Origin of the sequence: Flavivirga algicola (assembly GCF_012910715.1) — a bacterium.
Classification (GTDB): domain Bacteria; phylum Bacteroidota; class Bacteroidia; order Flavobacteriales; family Flavobacteriaceae; genus Flavivirga; species Flavivirga algicola.
This window is the reverse complement of record NZ_JABBHF010000012.1, coordinates 51095-68491: the sequence shown is the minus strand read 5'-3', so window position 1 is coordinate 68491 and position 17397 is coordinate 51095. Positions and strand designations below refer to the sequence as shown.

Here is a 17397-nt window from a genome sequence, read left to right as displayed (position 1 = left end):
AGTACCGATTTGTTTAGCATTTAAAATTTCATCAAATATTATACGCAACCATGCACGCATATAATCATCTAAATAGAAAACTTATAAAAATGAATTATTTTAAATTTGGTGCGATGCTCATTCTTTTAATTTCCTTGTTTGGATGTAGCGATAATGAGCAAAAACAATATGAGGATAACTCTATTTTTGGTAAATGGAAATTAGTTGAACAATACATAAGTTCTGGAGGTCCTCAATATAAAGTTGATGTTGAGAATGGATCTGAATACATTTTCTCCAATAAAGGAACTTTTGTTTCTAACGACTTTTTGGGTTGTAAACAAGGCGAGTTCAGATTTGAATCAAATACATTAAATTTAATGTATGATTGTGATAAAGTTCAAGACTATGGTGGTGTTATCTCCTATAGTGCTAGTTTTGAATCAGGTTTATTGATTTTAGTTCCCAAAACTATAATATGTACTGAAGGCTGTCGGTATATATTCAAAAAAATATAGCAGCTAATCATTAAATAGTAGGTAAGAGGACTAGCTAACAATCCTTCCATCTACCATCGTTAATTTTCTATCAGCCAGATCGGCTAATTCTTTGTTATGTGTAACAATAACAAAGGTTTGTCCGTATTCATCACGTAATTTAAAAAAGAGGCTGTGTAACATCTCTGCAGATTCACTATCTAAATTACCAGAGGGTTCGTCTGCAAAAATTAAATCAGGATTATTTATTAAAGCCCTGGCAACGGCTACGCGTTGCTGTTCGCCACCAGACAATTCATTTGGCTTATGGTCATAGCGATGCGATAAACCTAAAAAATCTAAAAGTTCCTTGGCTCGTTTTTCTGCATCTGCTTTTTTAGTGCCTTTTATAAATGCGGGCAAGCATACATTTTCTATAGCTGTAAATTCTGGCAATAATTGATGAAACTGAAAAATAAAACCTATATGCTCATTTCTAAACTTGGCTAGTTTTTTATCATTAAGAGCGTGGATACTGGTATTATTGATACTTAGCTCAAACTTGTCTTTAGGAGAAGCGGAATCTAAAGTACCTAAAATTTGTAATAAAGTTGTTTTGCCAGCTCCAGAAGCTCCAACGATAGAAACAACTTCATTTTTTTTAATGTTAATGTCTACACCTTTTAATACGTGCAGATCATTGTAATATTTATGAATATTTTTTGCTTGAATCATTTTGAATAATTGGAACGCTGAAAATACTACTTTATAGATTTATTAGCAACGATTTAGTAATTACTTTTTATCTTTTAGAGTATTTTAAGGTCATTGAAGTCTATAAAATGAACAAAATAAGGAGAAAATGTAAGTTTTTCATGATGAATTCCACTGATGTTATTCCATTATATCTTTAAATTTATTTGCATTTTTATTAATTAAAAACAAAAGCTAAAATTTGCTTAACTTTAGAAATTAAGTAAAAAGATATTCGCTGAAATAAGAAATATACAAAACTGATATGCCATATAAGAAGTTCGAAGAGTATAACATACAAGTAACAGATGATGTTAAAAACAGATATGAAAATATTATTAAAGATTTAGGGGAGGACACAAGACGTGACGGCTTGTTAAAGACTCCTGAACGTGCTGCTAAAGCTATGCAGTTTTTAACACAGGGATACCACCAAGACCCTGTTGATATTCTTAAAGGAGCCATGTTTAAGGAATCTTACAACGAAATGGTTATTGTAAAAGATATAGAGTTGTATTCGCTCTGTGAACACCATATTTTACCTTTTTTTGGAAAGGCACATATTGCTTATATACCTGACGGGCATATTGTCGGATTAAGCAAATTGCCAAGAATAGTGGATGTTTTTGCAAGACGCTTACAAGTACAGGAGCGCTTAACAGAACAAATTTTAGATTGTATAAATGACACTTTAAAACCGCAGGGCGTGGCAGTCGTTATAGAGGCATCCCATATGTGTATGATGATGCGTGGGGTGCAAAAGCAAAATTCTATAACCACAACTTCGGGGTTTAGAGGACAGTTTGAGAAAATTGAAACACGTAATGAGTTTTTAAAGCTTATAGGGAAATAGTTTTGGTATGTTTCTTGCTTATTTTATAGTAATAAAATTACTGAATGAATAAATACAAAAAACTAATTTTGAGCATTATATTTGATGCTCTTGGCTATGTGTCTTTTATAATTCCAGGCATCGGAGAGTTTGCTGATGTTATTTGGGCACCTTTAGCAGGATATTTAATGACTAGACTATATAAAGGAAAACCAGGTAAAATTGCAGGGATAATAACTTTTGTAGAAGAGGCTTTACCAGGTTTAGATGTGATTCCAACCTTTACACTCATGTGGTTATATACCTACGTGTTTAAAAAAGAAGATGATGTTATAGAGATTTAAAAAGGGGTATTTTTAAAGCTAAAGTCGTCCCATTTTTAATTTTAGATGCAATTTTAAATTCACCTTCAAGCTTGGATACTCTGGATTCTATATTTGATAAACCAATTCCATGATTTTTTTGGTTTGAATTGAAGCCTATACCATCATCTATAATGTCTATATGCAAGGTATTGGAATTTAAGGAGAAATTAATAGCAATGCTGTTCGCTCTAGCATGTTTAATGATGTTTTGAATAGCTTCTTGAATAATTCTGTATAGATTAACCTTTACATAATCATTGATATCTTCCCAGAATATTTTACATTTTTGGTTAATGCTATATTGAAATGTATGAAGGTTACTTTGCTTATTAACATAATCCTTCAGAATAGTAATAAAGTCCTTATCTGGATCTAATTGCGTGTTTTTTAACTCATGGGAAAGGTCTCTTATTTCTCTTTCAATAGATTTAATTTCATTAATATAGAAACCGTAATTGTCTTTACTTTGATCTTCTTTTTCATCCATAGATAAAAACTCCAATCCCAATCGGGAACCTAAAAGCCTGTTTAAAATACCATCATGTAATTCTTCCGAAATGCGATGACGCTCTAAAAGCCGCCCCTCTTCAACTTTGGCTTGCTGTCTAAGCATAAGCGTATAAATTTCTTCATTAGCCTTTTGTTGTTCACTTTCAAAACGCAATATTTTGTTTTTGGTAATTTGGATTCTAATGACAAGGATGAGCGCAAAAATTAAAAGCATGATGGCTCCAATGATAATAATCAATACATTTTGGGTTGTTAGGCGTTTGGTTTCTTGAATATAAGTATCTGTTTCATATTGTATTCTGGCATATTTGTTTCGTAAGGCTCTTTCATTTTTTTGAATGCTGTCTTTGAGTTTTATATAATACTTGACAGCAATGCTATTATCTTCTGCTTTAGAGGATAATTCACTCATCTGTTTAGCATACGATAAATGCTTACTAGTCTCTAGGTTTTTATTATTAGACAGCTTTCTTAATTTTTGGATGCTATCCAACATCACATCAAAACTATCGTTTTGTGCACCTAAGTCAAGGGAAATAAAAAGACATGCTATAAAAAAACAATATTTATTCAAAATATGTGTGTATTAAATAGCGACTAAATATAGGATTTTTTTTACAATATAAAGTAAATTATCCGTAAACTAATAGTTTTTTTATGCTAAATATATAATTTGATTTTAATAAAAAATCCCTTTGGAGAGAAAGGGATTTTTTAACATGGTATAAATATAATTATTGTACTGTTACAGAGAAGGACGCTTGGATATCGGTTTCTCCTCCTGCATTGGTGATATCTCCATCTTTTACACCATTAGCCGTTTTGTTTGGCTCATGCCTAAGGGTAATGGTAATTGTACCCGAACCAGCACTTCCTGTTGTAAGTGTAAAACTTAACCCTATTGGGTTGCCATTGCCGTCTGCATCAGAATATGTAAAGCTAGCTATAGTGTTTGTAGCTTGAAAAAAGAACTGGTGTTCTTCATCTTTTTCCTTAATTTCTTCTGTAATATCCTCTGCTGGAGACTCCGTTTCATTTAATATCTCAAAGCTACCAGTATAGGTTGTATTGGCTGCTAAATTACCCGAAACATCAATAACGGGCGCATTTGGACCATCCTTACCATCTAAATCGCGAGATTGGAGTGTAATAGTCGTTCCACTTCCATTCGGTACCAAAGTAGCCGTAAGAGTTGTGATTACTTCTTCTTCAATAACAGGTACTGGAGCATTGTCGTCGTTAGAACAAGCCACAAATAATAGAGCTAATAATGGGAAAACATAGATGCTTTTTAAATTTTTCATTTTAAATTTTTTAATGATTAATAATTCAACTTTAATTGTAACATAAAATTCCTCCCTAAGTCATCGGCAAAATATCTTAGTCTGTTAAGGTTTTCTCTATAAGAGGTGTTAAAAACATTTTTTATGTTTAAACTAATGTTTAATTTGGTTTTATTAAATACTTCTAGTGTAATATCACTTTGAAAGTGTAGTAAATGATAAGCAGGTGGTGGGGTACTTATATCTACTAAAACATTGTCTCCCGTTGTGGGAATAAAAGCTTCAAAATTGTTATTTGGATACTCGTTTTGTCTTAATACCAATTCACTTTGTAATTCAGTATTAAGATCCAACCATTTCTTATTCGAAAATTTTAGTGAGTTAACACTTTTAAATGAAGGTATTTCAATCAATGCTTGCTTGGCACTTATATCTCTAGCCTTTATTATTGAAGATTTGTTGATTAATGACCATTGTTCATTATAATAATAATTTGCAGAAAGATCCAATCCAAATAACCTGGCATTGGTTTGCTGAAAATTCCAAACAGGAAAGGCTCCCCTTATGGTTTGTTCTGTTCCTGTAGGGCTTATATATATGAAATTATTAATGTGATTATAAAAACCTTCCAGGTTTAATGAAACATCATTTACTTTATATTTATAAGTCGCAGAAACCCTATTTGACGTTTCTTTACCAATCCGTAAGTCACCTAATTCTATCCTTGCGGCAGAATGATGTAAGCCATCGCTAAACAGTTCGGAAGGGTTAGGAGGCCTTTGAGACAAACCGTAATTAAATATAACAGCATGTTTTTCATTAAAATCATGAGATACGCCAGCAGAAACTGAGATATTATGATAATCGAAAACGGGATTTGTTAGTAATTGTGTGCCAAAATCTTCAATAACCAGACTAGGAAAAATAACGTCATAATTTCGTTCTTCCCATCTGCTTTTCAAATAAAACTTCTGAGCATCAATACGAGTGAAATCATATCGTAATCCCAGATCGAAATTTGTACTACTTCCAAGCTTAACATTAGAGATAGCAAAAATACCAAAATCGTACTTGTCGTAATCAGGTATTAATCGCCTAATACCTGTATCTGGATTCGCAAAATTATTTTGATAAGTTCCGCTTAAACCAAAGTTATATTTAACATTTTCAAAAGCATCAACTTTAATGCTCGATGAGATATTATGCGTCTTTAAGTTTAAATCCAGAGCTGGCTTATCTCGATCATCTCCAAGGCGTATGTCAAACTCAAAGCGCTGGTTGTTTTGAAAATCGTATTGAAGTTCCCAGCGTCCCAGCTTTTTAAATCGCTTATAAAAATCAACCATAAACACTTGATGTGTAATCTCTTGCTTGGGAGCATTGATGCTTCGGCCAAACGGTTCAATCACAGCTGGTTGAGATCCGTTTATTGAGTTTACCAAATCTTCAATATTACCTATATGAGAAGCTCTTAAAATACCTATTTCATTATTCAGGTAGTTATAGAAAATATTAAATCCTTTTTCCAGAGTTCTATATCCAGTACTTGCAGAGAAGCCCTTACTGTTCAATCCAGTATTGGTTAAATTATAATCGGGTGTCTCAAAATCTCCTAAGTTTTTTAGAGAGGCTGTTGCATTTACATACCACCCTTTTGTATAGGTTTTTGTTAAGGTAGAGCTGAAACTAAAACCCCTACCGTTGCTTTGTCCACTTATTATAGATTTTCCATAAAGAGAATCCTTTAAGATAACCCTTGATGGATTTAAAACAACAACCCCTCCAATAGCGCCTCCTCCATGTGCCAAAGCGTTGGAACCTTTTATCACGCTAATGTCTCCAACCGAACTCAAATCAACGTTTGGAGCATGTTCAATTCCCCATTCTTGATCCTGTAATCGGACACCATTTGTTATAATAGCTATTCGGCTACTGTGTAAACCATTTATCATGGGCTTAACTATGGTATTACCCGTATTAATGGATGATACTCCACTTACTTGTTTTAAGGCATCTCCAAGGCTAAGTGAATTGTAACGCTCAATCGTTTTGGTTTTTAAAATGGTTTCTTGGGCGGTTTGGGTAACCTTGTTCGGGTTATTGCCTTTTACTTCAACAACATGCAGTTCTTCAAAATGATGCTCTAAATTTATTATTTTGAAAGTATCTCCCTTAATTTTAACATTAAAAACCTTGTCTTTGCATCCTACATGAGAAACCACAATGTTAATTTCGCCAGGGCATATATTTTCCATAATAAACTTACCGTTTAGATCTGTAGTGGCATATTTATTAATGTTTTTTATATAAATAGTAGCATTTACAATAGGTGATCCATCATGAAAATCATGAACTTCACCAAAAAATTTATGGTCGCATTCTTGTGCAAATGAGATATTTATTGCACAATAGCATAATAGCAACAGATAATCTTTCATTCATTTCTGAATTTAGTTTTAATAAAAAGAGAGTAACTTAATTTTAAATTAAAACAGGTGGCCCCCTTAAAGAGAAAGATAATTGCCGATAATTATTAAGGAATTTGTATGTTAAAGGTAATACTTTATGATTAGGAAGCGTATATAAGCAAGAATCATAATCTGTAACTAGTAGAAAATGGTTATTTAGTTGGAACTTATAAAATTCACAATCTAAATCTATTTCATGCAGATGGGTTGTTTGTTCTCCTAAACAAACTTCATGCTCGTGTTCATGATGCGATAAAATATGAGCAAATTTGACAGCAGTAGGTACAAGTAAAACAGCAACCAGTAATAGGGTTGTTATCTTAAATGTGATATGCTGTTTAATCTGTTCCACTAATCAACAAAGCGTTTTAATCCTATTCTACGAAGCATTTTCTTTTCAAAATTCCAAAAAAACTTGTACTGTCCAAAAAGCCATCCAAAGAAAACCAACATAAATTGGTACATGACAAATAATAAAAGAATTCGGATGGTCCAGTATCCAAAACTCCCAAATACTTCAGTAGTAATATTTAAATAGTTTAAAATGGGTTTGCCAATATAGGAAGCCGTAGACCCAGTAATGGCAAATACACACAAAATAATAATGATTTGCCAATTATGTTCTATGCCCCAACGTGCTTTTAATTTTTCCACAAATACGATTTAAAGTGCAAAAGTAAATAAAAAGACTTTAAATTCTAGGAACAAACCCGCCTAATCGTTGGTTATATGTTAATTGAAAGAAGATAAAGTAATTAAAGAGCTTATAATTAACATCATAACCATAATCTATGCCAGGCTGATAATCAATTTGCAATTCGTATAAATTCGGGTCGAAACGTTGCGGTTGAAGCACTCTCTGGTTCCATTCTGTTACATAAATAAGGTTTCTGTTTTCAAGATATTTCTGTGAATAGAAACCTTCGGGTTTAGCAATGCTCAGTAGCCAGGTATTAAAACGAGGTTCTATAATGATAATTTCGTATTCCAAATCTTCATTAGCAATAATAACCGTATCATTGTCTATTTGTGCAAGTTCCTTTTCGGATGTGTTGATACCAGACGCAATAGGTTTTGAGGTGTTGCAATTGAAAACAAATACAGAGAATAATAATATACAAATAACTTTTTTCATAGTGTTGATGGATTTTTTAATTGTTCTTCGAAAATAGGAGGCATCATCATGTTATAAAAACAAGAATGAGTCAACTCGTGTTCCCATTGAGCAACGTATGCTTTTTAAATAGTGCTTTGGTTCTACTAAATTTACAAAAATCATCCTTTAAAATAGGTGTTTTTTAATGAATTTAACAAAAAAGCGCCAAACATGACTGTTTGACGCTTAGTAACTTATATTTTTTATAGACTTATTTTCCTCCAAAAAGACCACCAAGTAACCCGCCTAAGCCACTTTTCTTTTTGTTACCGCCTAGTACCATACCTGCTACGTCATCAATAACACTTCCGTCACCATCTGCGTCAAGAATAGATTCTAAAAAACTTTGTTCTTGTTGTTGAGAATTCCCTCCAAGTAACCCACCTAATAGTCCGTCAAGTCCAGTTGAGTTATTTACATTTTGTTGTCTGCTTTGTTTACCCAAAACACCCATTAGTATTGGGGCGGCAACTTTTAATATTTGAGCCACAGATCCAGCATCCATGCCAGATTTCTGACTTAAAGCATTTTCAACGTTTTGTTGCTTGCCACCTAAAACATGCCCTAATATTTTTTGACCATCATCTAATACATTAGAATCTACGCCACCTCCAAATAAACCGCCTAAGTTGTCTAAAATGCTGCCATCGTGTTTATTGTTGTTTAATGCACTAAGTAAACCCTCTGCTCCTTGAGGCGTTGCTGAGTTACGTTTCATAGCTTGCATTAATACAGGCAGCGCCATAGTAAGTACACTTCCTGTTTTATTCTCGTCTTGCCCCGTTTGACCTGCTACACCACTAATAATTGTTTTGCCAAGGTCGCTGTTTAATAAGTCTAAAATTCCTGCCATATTATTTTATTATTTAATTGAAAAAATTAGTTAGTGAAATTGATTGTTCAATGTACAAAAAAAGTCCTAACATATAGTTAGGACTCCATTATTATGTTTAGGTCACATGTGTAACCTAAAATTATTATTTTAATATACTGATAATTTGTTCAGCTAATTCTGTACCAATTCTATCTTGTGCTTCATTTGTTGCCGCACCAGTATGTGGCGTTAATGATAAGGCAGGATTCATTAACAATTGCATTTCTGGTTTTGGTTCTTTTTCAAAAACATCTAAAGCTGCTCTAGCAATTTTTCCACTAGAAATAGCTTCAACAAGGGCCACTTCATCAACCACACCACCACGAGCAGCATTAACAAGAATAGCACCGTCTTTCATGATATCCAATTCAGGTTTACCTATAACGTATTTGTCTTGAGCAGGCACATGAAGTGTTAAGAAATCCACTTGCTTTAAAACATCTTCTTTAGAAATAGTTTTAATGTTAAAATTCAATTTTTGACCATCAAAAAAGTCTAGTTGCAAATTTGCTTCATCTATAAAAGGGTCAAAAGCAACCACTTTCATACCTGCTCCAATAGCAACCTTTGCGGTAGCTTGACCAATACGACCAAAGCCTAAAACACCTAAAGTTTTCCCTTTTAACTCGGTACCCTTAGCATAAGCTTTCTTTAATCCTTTAAAGTTAGAATCACCTTCTAATGGCATCTCTCTATTTGAGTTATGTAAAAAACGAGCTAAGCCAAATAAGTGACCAAATACTAACTCGGCAACCGAGTGTGAAGATGCGGCAGGTGTGTTGATAACACTACGGCCTTGTTCTCTGGCGTATTCAACATCGATATTATCCATACCAACACCGCCACGACCAATGATTTTTAAGTTTGGACAAGCATCAATTAAGTCTTTGCGTACCGTAGTAGCACTACGTACTAATAAAACAGTGATGTCTTTTTCGTTTATATAATTGATTAATTGTTCTTGTGCGACTGTTGTAGTGATAACTTCAAAACCACCTTTTTCTAAGGCATCAATTCCGCTTTGAGAAATACCATCGTTTGCTAATACTTTCATTCTTTAAGTTTAAAGTTGAAAAGTTTAAAGTTTAAAGTAGAGTTAACAATTTAGACTTTATACTTTTTTATTAAATTTATTTTTATGTGTTCGAGTAAGCAACTGCAAACTGCAACTAATTACTGCAAACTATATTTTAAGCTTTACTTTCTAATTCACTCATAACCTCAACCAATGCTTTTACACTGTCTAAAGGCAATGCGTTGTACATAGATGCTCTATACCCACCAACACTTCTATGGCCATTTAAACCATTAATTCCTGCTTCTTTAAGCATGGTTTCAAAAGTTTCTTTTAAGTTTTCGTTTTCCAGAGTAAACGTAGCGTTCATATCGGAACGGTCTTCTTTAACTGCAAACCCTTTAAATAATGGATTTAAATCAATCTCAGAATACATTAACCGTGCTTTCTTCTCATTCTCTTTTTCAATGGCTGCAATACCACCAAGATCTTTTAACCACTCTAAGGTCAACATAGAAGTATATACTGCAAAAACAGGAGGTGTATTAAACATACTGCCTTTGCTTATATGCACTTTATAATCCATCATCGATGGAATTTTACGAGATACTTTTCCAAGGATATCCTCTTTGATAACTACCAGGGTTGTTCCTGCTGGTCCCATATTTTTTTGAGCACCCGCATAAATCAAATCGAATTGAGTAAAATCCAGTGAACGAGAAAAAATATCGCTACTCATATCACAAACTAACGGAATGTCACATTTTGGAAATGCTTTCATTTGTGTTCCGAAAATCGTATTATTTGATGTACAGTGAAAATAATCATATTCTGAAGGGATTTCGTAGCCTTTTGGAATATAATTATAGTTGGCGTCTTTTGAAGAGCCTACTTCATAAATATCATCGTAAATTTTTGCTTCTTTGATAGCTTTAGCCGCCCAAGTACCAGCATTTAAATACCCAGCTCTTTTTTCTAAAAGATTTAGGGCAACCATTAAAAACTGTGTACTCGCACCGCCTTGTAAAAACAAAGCTTTGTAGCCTTTACCCTCTAAACCAAGTAATTCTAAAGCTAAAGCTCTGGCTTTTTCCATGATATCAACAAAAGCTTTGCTTCTGTGTGAGATTTCAATTAAGGATAAACCACTGTTATCTAAATCAACGACTGCCTCCGAAGCTTTAATCAACACTTCTGGGGGTAAAATACACGGGCCTGCACTAAAGTTATGTTTCTTCATTTTTTGTAGTAAAATTTAAGATGCAAAGTTGCTAATTAATTGGGTATTTAACGTTAAAAATTCAATAATTTTTTAATTAAATTGCTAACAAAAATTCAATAGAATCAACACTATCCGCATAATCCCAAAGTTGAGGTTTTTGAGTGGCTCCAAAAGCGATTTCATTTTTTGTAAATCCATTAGAGACAATACATTGAATTTGTTGCCTTTCAATATCTAATTTTTCTTTCAATTGTTCGGTAGAATCATAATATTCATAAAAAACGGTGGCAATAGGAGATGCGTAACTTTTATCTTCCTTTATCATTAAAAAACCATTTTCTAACATATCAAATTCACTCATTAAATATACGGCCTTGTTATAATCGTAATTATTGGCATATTTAGCTTTATCAATAATAGGATGCCAATGGTATATAGATTCAAAAAAGGCATCAAAATTGTAATTTTTTGGAACAAACAATTTAGAGACATTCCTGCAACCCAAACCATAATATCTAAAAATATCTTCAGAAAGTGCTTTCAGTTCTTCTTTGGATTCTTTACCATCTAAAATTGCTACGGAATTCCTATTGTTTCTTATAATTGAAGGTTTGTCTTTAAAATAGTACTCAAAATAGCGTGCTGTATTATCGCTACCAGTAGCTATAACGGCATCAAAACCTTCAATTTTGTCTTCAGTAAATGTTATAATGTCTTTAAATTCTGGTTCTACAAATTCTAAATATTTAGACAAATAGGGGAGTAGGTGTTTATCGTTTGATGATTGTTTTACCAAAACATGGTGTCCAGATATGAGTACCGATAAAAAATCGTGAAAACCTACAAGAGGTATATTTCCTGCCATAATAATGGCAACTTGCTTTGAAGTGACATTATTAATTGGATAAGGGGCTACCCATTTATTCAAATTGGTTGCTGTTAAGGATGCTACCCAACCCTCGAGTGAAAATCGAATGTTTTCTTGTGTAAACCAGCCATTGTTTTCTTCAGCTAACCTTATCTGGTGTTTAAAACCATCAAAGAATAAATCGTTATGTTCAACATTATCTTTTTTTACAATAACTTCATTGGAAAATTGACTTAAAAAATCTCCTAATTTTACAAAAGCGTTAATTCTTTGTTGTAAATTCATTCTGTATTTGGTTATGAATGGTTTTGGCGTTATTTTTGCATCTGCAAATTTAAGCAAACTCAAGAGAAAAAAAGGTATGGCTATTATAATAACAGATGAATGTATAAATTGTGGGGCTTGCGAACCAGAGTGTCCAAATACAGCAATATACGAAGGCGCTGATGATTGGCGTTATAAAGACGGTACAAGTTTAGAAGGTACTGTTGTTTTAACTAATGGAAACGAAGTGGATGCTGACGAAGCTCAAGAGCCCGTAAGTGATGAGATCTACTACATTGTTCCAGATAAATGTACAGAGTGTAAAGGGTTTCATGATGAGCCTCAATGTGCTGCTGTTTGTCCTGTTGACTGTTGTGTGCCTGATGAAGATGTTGTAGAAACAGAAGAAGAGTTGTTAGCTAAACAACGCTTTATGCATCCAGAAGGATAATTAAGAAGTTATAATTAAAAAATAATAATGAATCCTGAGCTTTTGCTTGGGATTTTTTTATTGAAATAATAAAAAGTTATTTTAACTTTAAAAATTAGAAATGTAATATTATCTTGAAAGAAACGGCATTTATAATAGATCGAGATTTAGCCCCTTATGTTAATTGTATATATACGGACGAGAATTTCGATGTTAACGGGCATACTAATATTCCTTTGTATGCTGATGGATATCCTGGAATTATGTTTCAGCAAACAGAAAATGGTTTCTTTCTTCTTCCTAAAAATAAAAAACTATCACAACTCTTTCTTTTTGGTCAAACGTTGGAACCAGTTTCCTTGGACATAAAAGGCGCGTATAAATTTGTCGTTATTCAGTTGTACCCTTTTGCTTCTAAATATTTATTGGGTATAGATCCTAAAGTTTTAAATGACGATTGTTATGATTTATTAGAAATAAACTATATAAATGTTGAAAAATACAGACAGTCATTAATACAAACGAATAACCTAGACACACAAGTAAAAATTATTTCAGATTTAATGAGAGCGTTAATAAGGACTCATAAAATTTCTGAAAACGATAAAATAGAAAAGGCAATTTCGATAATAATTCAGAATAATGGACAAATAAAAATAAAGGAATTATTGGATAAAATATATATGACAGAACGTACGTTAGAACGGAATTTTATGGCATATATAGGCTTAACACCTAAACAGTTTTCTAAAATAATTCAGTTTCAAAGTTCAATAAACAAATTAACACAATCTACTTATAACTCTTTGTTGGATATTGGATATGACAGTGGTTTTTCTGATCAATCTCATTTTATAAGAACTTTTAAAAGCTACACAGGACAAACACCATCTTATTATCTTAATCATTTATCCAATAGGTGATTTTGTCGGTTTTATTCAATTTTTAGAAGAGCCTACTGAATACTTTTGCTTCATAATCTTAAAATTTAAAAATTATGAAAGTAGTCATATTTGGTTCTACAGGAACTATAGGCAAGCATCTTATTGAGCAATCTTTAGAAAAAGGGCATCAGGTATTGGCTTTTTGCAGAAATGCGGAGAAACTTAATGCATTTTCAAATCCAAATTTAAAAATAAAGGAGGGGGATGTATTTAATCTTGATGATGTTTCCTCGGCGATAAAGGGGCAAGAAGTTGTTATTATTACTCTAGGGTCGGGAAGCAAAAAAAGTATTGTGAGGTCTCAAGGCACAAAAAACATCATTACTGCCATGAATAATAATGGCGTGAACCGATTAATTTGTCAAAGTACTTTAGGTACTTATGAAAGTGAAGAGAACCTTAATTTCTTTTGGAAATATATTATGTTCGGATGGTTTTTAAAACAAGTTTTTATAGATCACGAATTGCAAGAACATTATGTAAAGAACAGTCATTTAGATTGGACTATTGTAAGACCAGGGGCTTTTACTAATGGAGAAAAAACAGAAAGGTATAAGCATGGATTTAGCTCTAAAACAAAATCATTAAAACTTAAGATTTCAAGAGCAGATGTGGCCGATTTCATTTTAAAACAAGTTACAGACACCTATTATCTTCATAAAACACCAGGGCTATCATACTAAAGTATTATGAAAATTGGAACTGTTTCAACTTAATTCGAACCATATCTTCATCATGCAGTATTTATAGAGCTTGTTATATTTTTTACCATATCGAAAAGAGTGCTATATAATCGGTCTTAAAATAGAATCCTGAGTTTGTTACTTGGGATTTTTTATTTTTCTTTTTAAATATATCTGCTAAATTTACGTGCCAACTAAGTTTATAAGCTAGATGAAAAATTATTTAATTTCAACTACACATTTTTTTGTTCTTGTATTTTTTGTACAGTCTTCAGTATTTGCGCAACAAAAGCCCAATATAGTATTAATTCTTTCAGATGATGCGGGTTATGCCGATTTTGGATTTCATGGAAGCAATGTGATGAAAACACCTCATTTAGATAAATTAGCATCTCAAGGTGTGAAGTTTAAGCAAGCTTATGTATCTGCGGCTGTTTGTGGTCCGTCGAGAGCAGGCATTTTAACGGGTAAATATCAACAGCGTTTTGGCTTTGAGGAAAATAATGTGCCAGGTTATATGAGTGAGTCGGGGACATTGGGAGATGATATGGGCTTGCCTTTAGACCAGAAAACCATTGGGGATTATTTAAAACCATTAGGATACAAAACAGCCATTATTGGTAAATGGCATCAGGGTAACGCCGATAGGTTTCATCCTTTAAAGAGGGGATTTGATGAGTTTTATGGATTTAGAGGCGGTGCCAGGAGTTATTATGAATTTAAAGAGGGAAATCCAAATACAAAACAAGAAGATTGGCTAGAGCACGGATTTGGTAACTATTATGAGACTGAAAAATATTTAACCGATGCATTTGCAGACCAGACCATAGCCTTTATTGAAAAAAACAAAGACCGACCATTTTTCGTCTTTTTATCTTTCAATGCTGTGCATACACCCATGCAGCCTGATGATAAAGATTTAGCCGAGTTTTCTAATCTTACGGGAAAACGCCAAAAACTGGCAGCTATGACGTTGTCTATGGATCGTGCCTGTGGGCGTGTTTTGCAAAAACTAAAGGATTTAGGTTTGGATAAAAATACCCTAGTGATTTTTACAAACGATAATGGAGGGCCTTCAGATACTAATGCCTCTATAAATAGCCCTTTGAGCGGAACTAAAGCGAATCATTTGGAGGGAGGTATTCGTGTACCGTTTTTAATGAGGTGGACGGGTGTCATTCCTGAAAATACAGAATACGATTTTCCCATTAGCATGCTCGATTTATTACCTACATTTTTTAAAGCAGCAGGAGGAACTATGGATAAGATGTCTGATATCGATGGTGTTAATCTGATACCATACGTTTTGGGAGAAAATAAAAACAGGCCGCATGAGACTTTATATTGGAAAAAGGAAAACCGAGGTGCCATTCGTAAGAATGATTGGAAATTACTCCGTTTTCCAGATCGACCTGCAGAACTTTATAACATTGCAGAAGACATTTCGGAGGCCAATAATTTGGCTACTAAATACCCAGATAAAGTAAAGATGATGTATAAAAAACTATTTGAATGGGAATTGACTCTAGATCGTCCCAAGTGGCAATTACTAAGGAAATATGAAGGTAAGGCCATGGAAAGAATGGATGCTTACAGGGAATAAAATCATTCACTACCAAATTGTTTCATTTCTTCCAGGGGCTCTATAGTTTCTTCATTTTGCCAAATGGTTTTTTCAAAAGAGTTTAGCATGGTAAATGACACCTCTTTTTCTTGTTTAGTAGAGGCAAAATCTTCTAAATTAATATCGTTAATAGCTGTGAAAAGGAGTTCTTCTTTATTGCGGTTGTCACCTTCAATTTTAAAGCTAAAACCAATTTTGTTTTTTTCTTGACTATTCTCAATAAGCTTTAAATCTCTATTGATATAAAAATAGGAACCTTCTACTTTTTTAATATATTTTGGGTGGTACTTGTTTGCACTGTCTTTTTCATACATATATGTACCTTCACTAACATTTTCTACAAACTTGATACCTAAAATGAATTTTAGGTTGACTTTTTCTCCATGACGTGATCTGTAATATTTATAATCTACTTTGAGAATAGCATAATTTTCGTCTGATATAAATAATTTGCCAGAATATTTAGCTTTCCCTTTTCTTGGTTTATAACTTACAGTATAAATGAGGTCATCATTGTTATAGCCTATGTTTTCAAGTGTATAATCATATAGCTTAGGATTTAATATATTTTTTAATAAGGTGTTATCTACAAACATGGATTTACGTAATAGAGAACTTGTTGTGCCTTTTAAATGATCCATTTCATTGCCGTTTTTTTCATCGTCATTGAAGCCTTCGCTTTTTAAAGACAACGAATCTTCAATTTTAAACAGCCCAGTTTTTAATTTATAGGTTTTGGTTGTGTCCAGATATTTTAAAAGCAATGTTTGTGCTTTTTCCTGAACAGCATCAATAGAGAAATCGTTCTTGTGGTCAATCAGTTTGGTGGCTTTATTAACAACTAGTTTGCTACTATCCTCATCCAGGCTTAACAATTCTCCCTTAAAATCTAAAAAATGGATAATGTTGCTGGATACAACAAATTTTGAAAGAGAGTCAAGACTCTTGTTAGCCTTTTTTAAATTTTTTGATTTAACATGTGAAGCTTTTTCAATTTCAAAATCTAAATTTTTAAAATCGGCATATTCGGTGCCTCTATAAAATATATTGTATTTATTTAGATTAATGTCGTAGTTCTCACTAAGTTTGGCTCTCGCTCTGGTTATGATAGAATCTACGTTTGGCCTTTTGTTGCTAATATAAACCTCATTAAGTTGGTTAATCGCAGTTTCTAGGGGGATTAAAAAATCTAAAGCTTTAATAGCTTCTATTTGAAGTGTTTTGCTTTGATATCCCATACAAGAAATAGTAACGATTTTAGCCTCGATATCTTCCAGGTTTAAACTAAAATAACCTTCTTCGTTAGAAATAACGCCACTAAATTTACCGGTTTTAATGGTAGCATAAGGTATTGGGGTTCCATTATTTTTATCGATGAGTTTGGCTGTAATATTTTGCGAATTAAGAGACATGCCAATATATAAGAATACTGTAAGTAGGATTGATTTTTTCAAGACTATTTTTTTATAATTGATGATTTATAAGCTTGACGAATTAATTAAAATATTGTTACATAAAAATGTACAAAATGATATGAGCACATCTATTTATTAGTTTATAAAAATAAGTTTTTGCTGCCTTTAAACCTTATAAATATTGAATTCCATAAAAATTATAAAATACTAGTAATATAATATATCTTTGCACTCGC

At 32.8% G+C, this 17397-nt stretch carries 19 protein-coding genes; 7 read left to right on the top strand and 12 right to left on the bottom strand.

The annotated features are described in order from the left end of the window. Nucleotides 1–89: 89 nt before the first annotated feature. Complete coding sequence (locus tag HHX25_RS18070) at nt 90–497, top strand: hypothetical protein (RefSeq protein ID WP_169676403.1); 408 nt, start codon at nt 90–92, stop codon at nt 495–497. 30 nt (nt 498–527) lie between these two features. Here the strand turns inward: HHX25_RS18070 and HHX25_RS18065 are convergent, their stop codons facing one another. After that, on the bottom strand, nt 528–1190 hold the full coding sequence (locus tag HHX25_RS18065) for an ABC transporter ATP-binding protein (protein ID WP_169676401.1): 663 nt from the start codon (nt 1188–1190) through the stop codon (nt 528–530). A 283-nt stretch (nt 1191–1473) separates the two neighbouring features. Here HHX25_RS18065 and folE point away from each other — a divergent pair, with 283 nt between their 5' ends. After that, nucleotides 1474–2061, top strand: coding sequence for a GTP cyclohydrolase I FolE (gene folE / locus HHX25_RS18060; RefSeq protein WP_169676399.1), 588 nt, complete (start codon nt 1474–1476; stop codon nt 2059–2061). A 44-nt stretch (nt 2062–2105) separates the two neighbouring features. Further along, complete coding sequence (locus HHX25_RS18055; RefSeq protein ID WP_169676397.1) at nt 2106–2384, top strand: hypothetical protein; 279 nt, start codon at nt 2106–2108, stop codon at nt 2382–2384. Here the strand turns inward: HHX25_RS18055 and HHX25_RS18050 are convergent. The 10 genes from HHX25_RS18050 to HHX25_RS18005 form a co-directional block, all read right to left on the bottom strand. Beyond that, nucleotides 2371–3327 (bottom strand): sensor histidine kinase, encoded by a 957-nt coding sequence (locus tag HHX25_RS18050; protein WP_169676395.1) that lies wholly within the window; start codon nt 3325–3327, stop codon nt 2371–2373. The two genes, HHX25_RS18055 and HHX25_RS18050, sit on opposite strands and share 14 nt — an antisense overlap. A gap of 322 nt (nt 3328–3649) precedes the next feature. Next, nucleotides 3650–4219: a type 1 periplasmic binding fold superfamily protein gene (locus HHX25_RS18045; protein WP_169676394.1), complete on the bottom strand. Its 570-nt coding sequence runs from the start codon at nt 4217–4219 to the stop codon at nt 3650–3652. Between the two features lie 17 nt (nt 4220–4236). Continuing rightward, nucleotides 4237–6636, bottom strand: a complete 2400-nt coding sequence (locus tag HHX25_RS18040; RefSeq protein ID WP_169676392.1) for a TonB-dependent receptor — start codon at nt 6634–6636, stop codon at nt 4237–4239. Between the two features lie 43 nt (nt 6637–6679). Further along, nucleotides 6680–7018 carry a hypothetical protein gene (locus HHX25_RS18035; RefSeq protein WP_169676390.1) on the bottom strand — a complete coding sequence of 113 codons (339 nt, stop codon included), beginning with the start codon at nt 7016–7018 and terminating at the stop codon, nt 6680–6682. After that, complete coding sequence (locus HHX25_RS18030) at nt 7018–7320, bottom strand: DUF6787 family protein (protein WP_169676388.1); 303 nt, start codon at nt 7318–7320, stop codon at nt 7018–7020. Before HHX25_RS18030 ends, HHX25_RS18035 begins: the two co-directional genes overlap by 1 nt. Before the next feature lie 37 nt (nt 7321–7357). Further along, nucleotides 7358–7801 carry a DUF6146 family protein gene (locus HHX25_RS18025; protein WP_169676386.1) on the bottom strand — a complete coding sequence of 148 codons (444 nt, stop codon included), beginning with the start codon at nt 7799–7801 and terminating at the stop codon, nt 7358–7360. A gap of 232 nt (nt 7802–8033) precedes the next feature. Then, entirely contained in the window at nt 8034–8675 is a 642-nt protein-coding gene (locus HHX25_RS18020; protein ID WP_169676384.1) for a DUF937 domain-containing protein, read from the bottom strand. Between the two features lie 124 nt (nt 8676–8799). Continuing rightward, on the bottom strand, nt 8800–9750 hold the full coding sequence (locus HHX25_RS18015; protein WP_169676382.1) for a D-2-hydroxyacid dehydrogenase: 951 nt from the start codon (nt 9748–9750) through the stop codon (nt 8800–8802). Nucleotides 9751–9886: 136 nt separating this feature from the next. Next, on the bottom strand, nt 9887–10951 hold the full coding sequence (gene serC, locus HHX25_RS18010) for a 3-phosphoserine/phosphohydroxythreonine transaminase (protein ID WP_169676380.1): 1065 nt from the start codon (nt 10949–10951) through the stop codon (nt 9887–9889). A gap of 76 nt (nt 10952–11027) precedes the next feature. Then, the gene (locus HHX25_RS18005; protein ID WP_169676378.1) at nt 11028–12086 is read right to left on the bottom strand and encodes an acyl-CoA reductase; all 1059 of its coding nucleotides are present in this window, start codon (nt 12084–12086) and stop codon (nt 11028–11030) included. A 76-nt stretch (nt 12087–12162) separates the two neighbouring features. Between HHX25_RS18005 and HHX25_RS18000 the strand changes: the two genes are divergently transcribed. The 4 genes from HHX25_RS18000 to HHX25_RS17985 all read left to right on the top strand — a co-directional run bounded on the left by HHX25_RS18000 (nt 12163) and on the right by HHX25_RS17985 (nt 15725). Next, the gene (locus HHX25_RS18000; RefSeq protein ID WP_169676376.1) at nt 12163–12516 is read left to right on the top strand and encodes a 4Fe-4S dicluster domain-containing protein; all 354 of its coding nucleotides are present in this window, start codon (nt 12163–12165) and stop codon (nt 12514–12516) included. A gap of 113 nt (nt 12517–12629) precedes the next feature. Beyond that, entirely contained in the window at nt 12630–13418 is a 789-nt protein-coding gene (locus HHX25_RS17995) for a helix-turn-helix domain-containing protein (RefSeq protein WP_169676374.1), read from the top strand. A gap of 74 nt (nt 13419–13492) precedes the next feature. Beyond that, entirely contained in the window at nt 13493–14122 is a 630-nt protein-coding gene (locus tag HHX25_RS17990; RefSeq protein ID WP_169676372.1) for an NAD(P)-dependent oxidoreductase, read from the top strand. A 211-nt stretch (nt 14123–14333) separates the two neighbouring features. Next, nucleotides 14334–15725, top strand: a complete 1392-nt coding sequence (locus HHX25_RS17985) for a sulfatase (protein WP_169676370.1) — start codon at nt 14334–14336, stop codon at nt 15723–15725. 2 nt (nt 15726–15727) lie between these two features. Here HHX25_RS17985 and HHX25_RS17980 read toward each other — a convergent pair whose 3' ends face one another. Further along, on the bottom strand, nt 15728–17200 hold the full coding sequence (locus HHX25_RS17980; protein ID WP_169676368.1) for a carboxypeptidase-like regulatory domain-containing protein: 1473 nt from the start codon (nt 17198–17200) through the stop codon (nt 15728–15730). Nucleotides 17201–17397: the final 197 nt, after the last annotated feature.

What these genes read in the sequence shown, in the direction of transcription:
- HHX25_RS18070 (WP_169676403.1), top strand. Translation starts at nt 90, where the DNA reads ATGAATTATTTTAAATTTGGTGCGATGCTCATTCTTTTAATTTCCTTG.
- HHX25_RS18065 (WP_169676401.1), bottom strand. Translation starts at nt 1,190, where the DNA reads ATGATTCAAGCAAAAAATATTCATAAATATTACAATGATCTGCACGTA.
- folE (WP_169676399.1), top strand. Translation starts at nt 1,474, where the DNA reads ATGCCATATAAGAAGTTCGAAGAGTATAACATACAAGTAACAGATGAT.
- HHX25_RS18055 (WP_169676397.1), top strand. Translation starts at nt 2,106, where the DNA reads ATGAATAAATACAAAAAACTAATTTTGAGCATTATATTTGATGCTCTT.
- HHX25_RS18050 (WP_169676395.1), bottom strand. Translation starts at nt 3,327, where the DNA reads ATGAGTGAATTATCCTCTAAAGCAGAAGATAATAGCATTGCTGTCAAG.
- HHX25_RS18045 (WP_169676394.1), bottom strand. Translation starts at nt 4,219, where the DNA reads ATGAAAAATTTAAAAAGCATCTATGTTTTCCCATTATTAGCTCTATTA.
- HHX25_RS18040 (WP_169676392.1), bottom strand. Translation starts at nt 6,636, where the DNA reads ATGAAAGATTATCTGTTGCTATTATGCTATTGTGCAATAAATATCTCA.
- HHX25_RS18025 (WP_169676386.1), bottom strand. Translation starts at nt 7,801, where the DNA reads ATGAAAAAAGTTATTTGTATATTATTATTCTCTGTATTTGTTTTCAAT.
- HHX25_RS18020 (WP_169676384.1), bottom strand. Translation starts at nt 8,675, where the DNA reads ATGGCAGGAATTTTAGACTTATTAAACAGCGACCTTGGCAAAACAATT.
- HHX25_RS18015 (WP_169676382.1), bottom strand. Translation starts at nt 9,750, where the DNA reads ATGAAAGTATTAGCAAACGATGGTATTTCTCAAAGCGGAATTGATGCC.
- serC (WP_169676380.1), bottom strand. Translation starts at nt 10,951, where the DNA reads ATGAAGAAACATAACTTTAGTGCAGGCCCGTGTATTTTACCCCCAGAA.
- HHX25_RS18005 (WP_169676378.1), bottom strand. Translation starts at nt 12,086, where the DNA reads ATGAATTTACAACAAAGAATTAACGCTTTTGTAAAATTAGGAGATTTT.
- HHX25_RS18000 (WP_169676376.1), top strand. Translation starts at nt 12,163, where the DNA reads ATGGCTATTATAATAACAGATGAATGTATAAATTGTGGGGCTTGCGAA.
- HHX25_RS17990 (WP_169676372.1), top strand. Translation starts at nt 13,493, where the DNA reads ATGAAAGTAGTCATATTTGGTTCTACAGGAACTATAGGCAAGCATCTT.
- HHX25_RS17985 (WP_169676370.1), top strand. Translation starts at nt 14,334, where the DNA reads ATGAAAAATTATTTAATTTCAACTACACATTTTTTTGTTCTTGTATTT.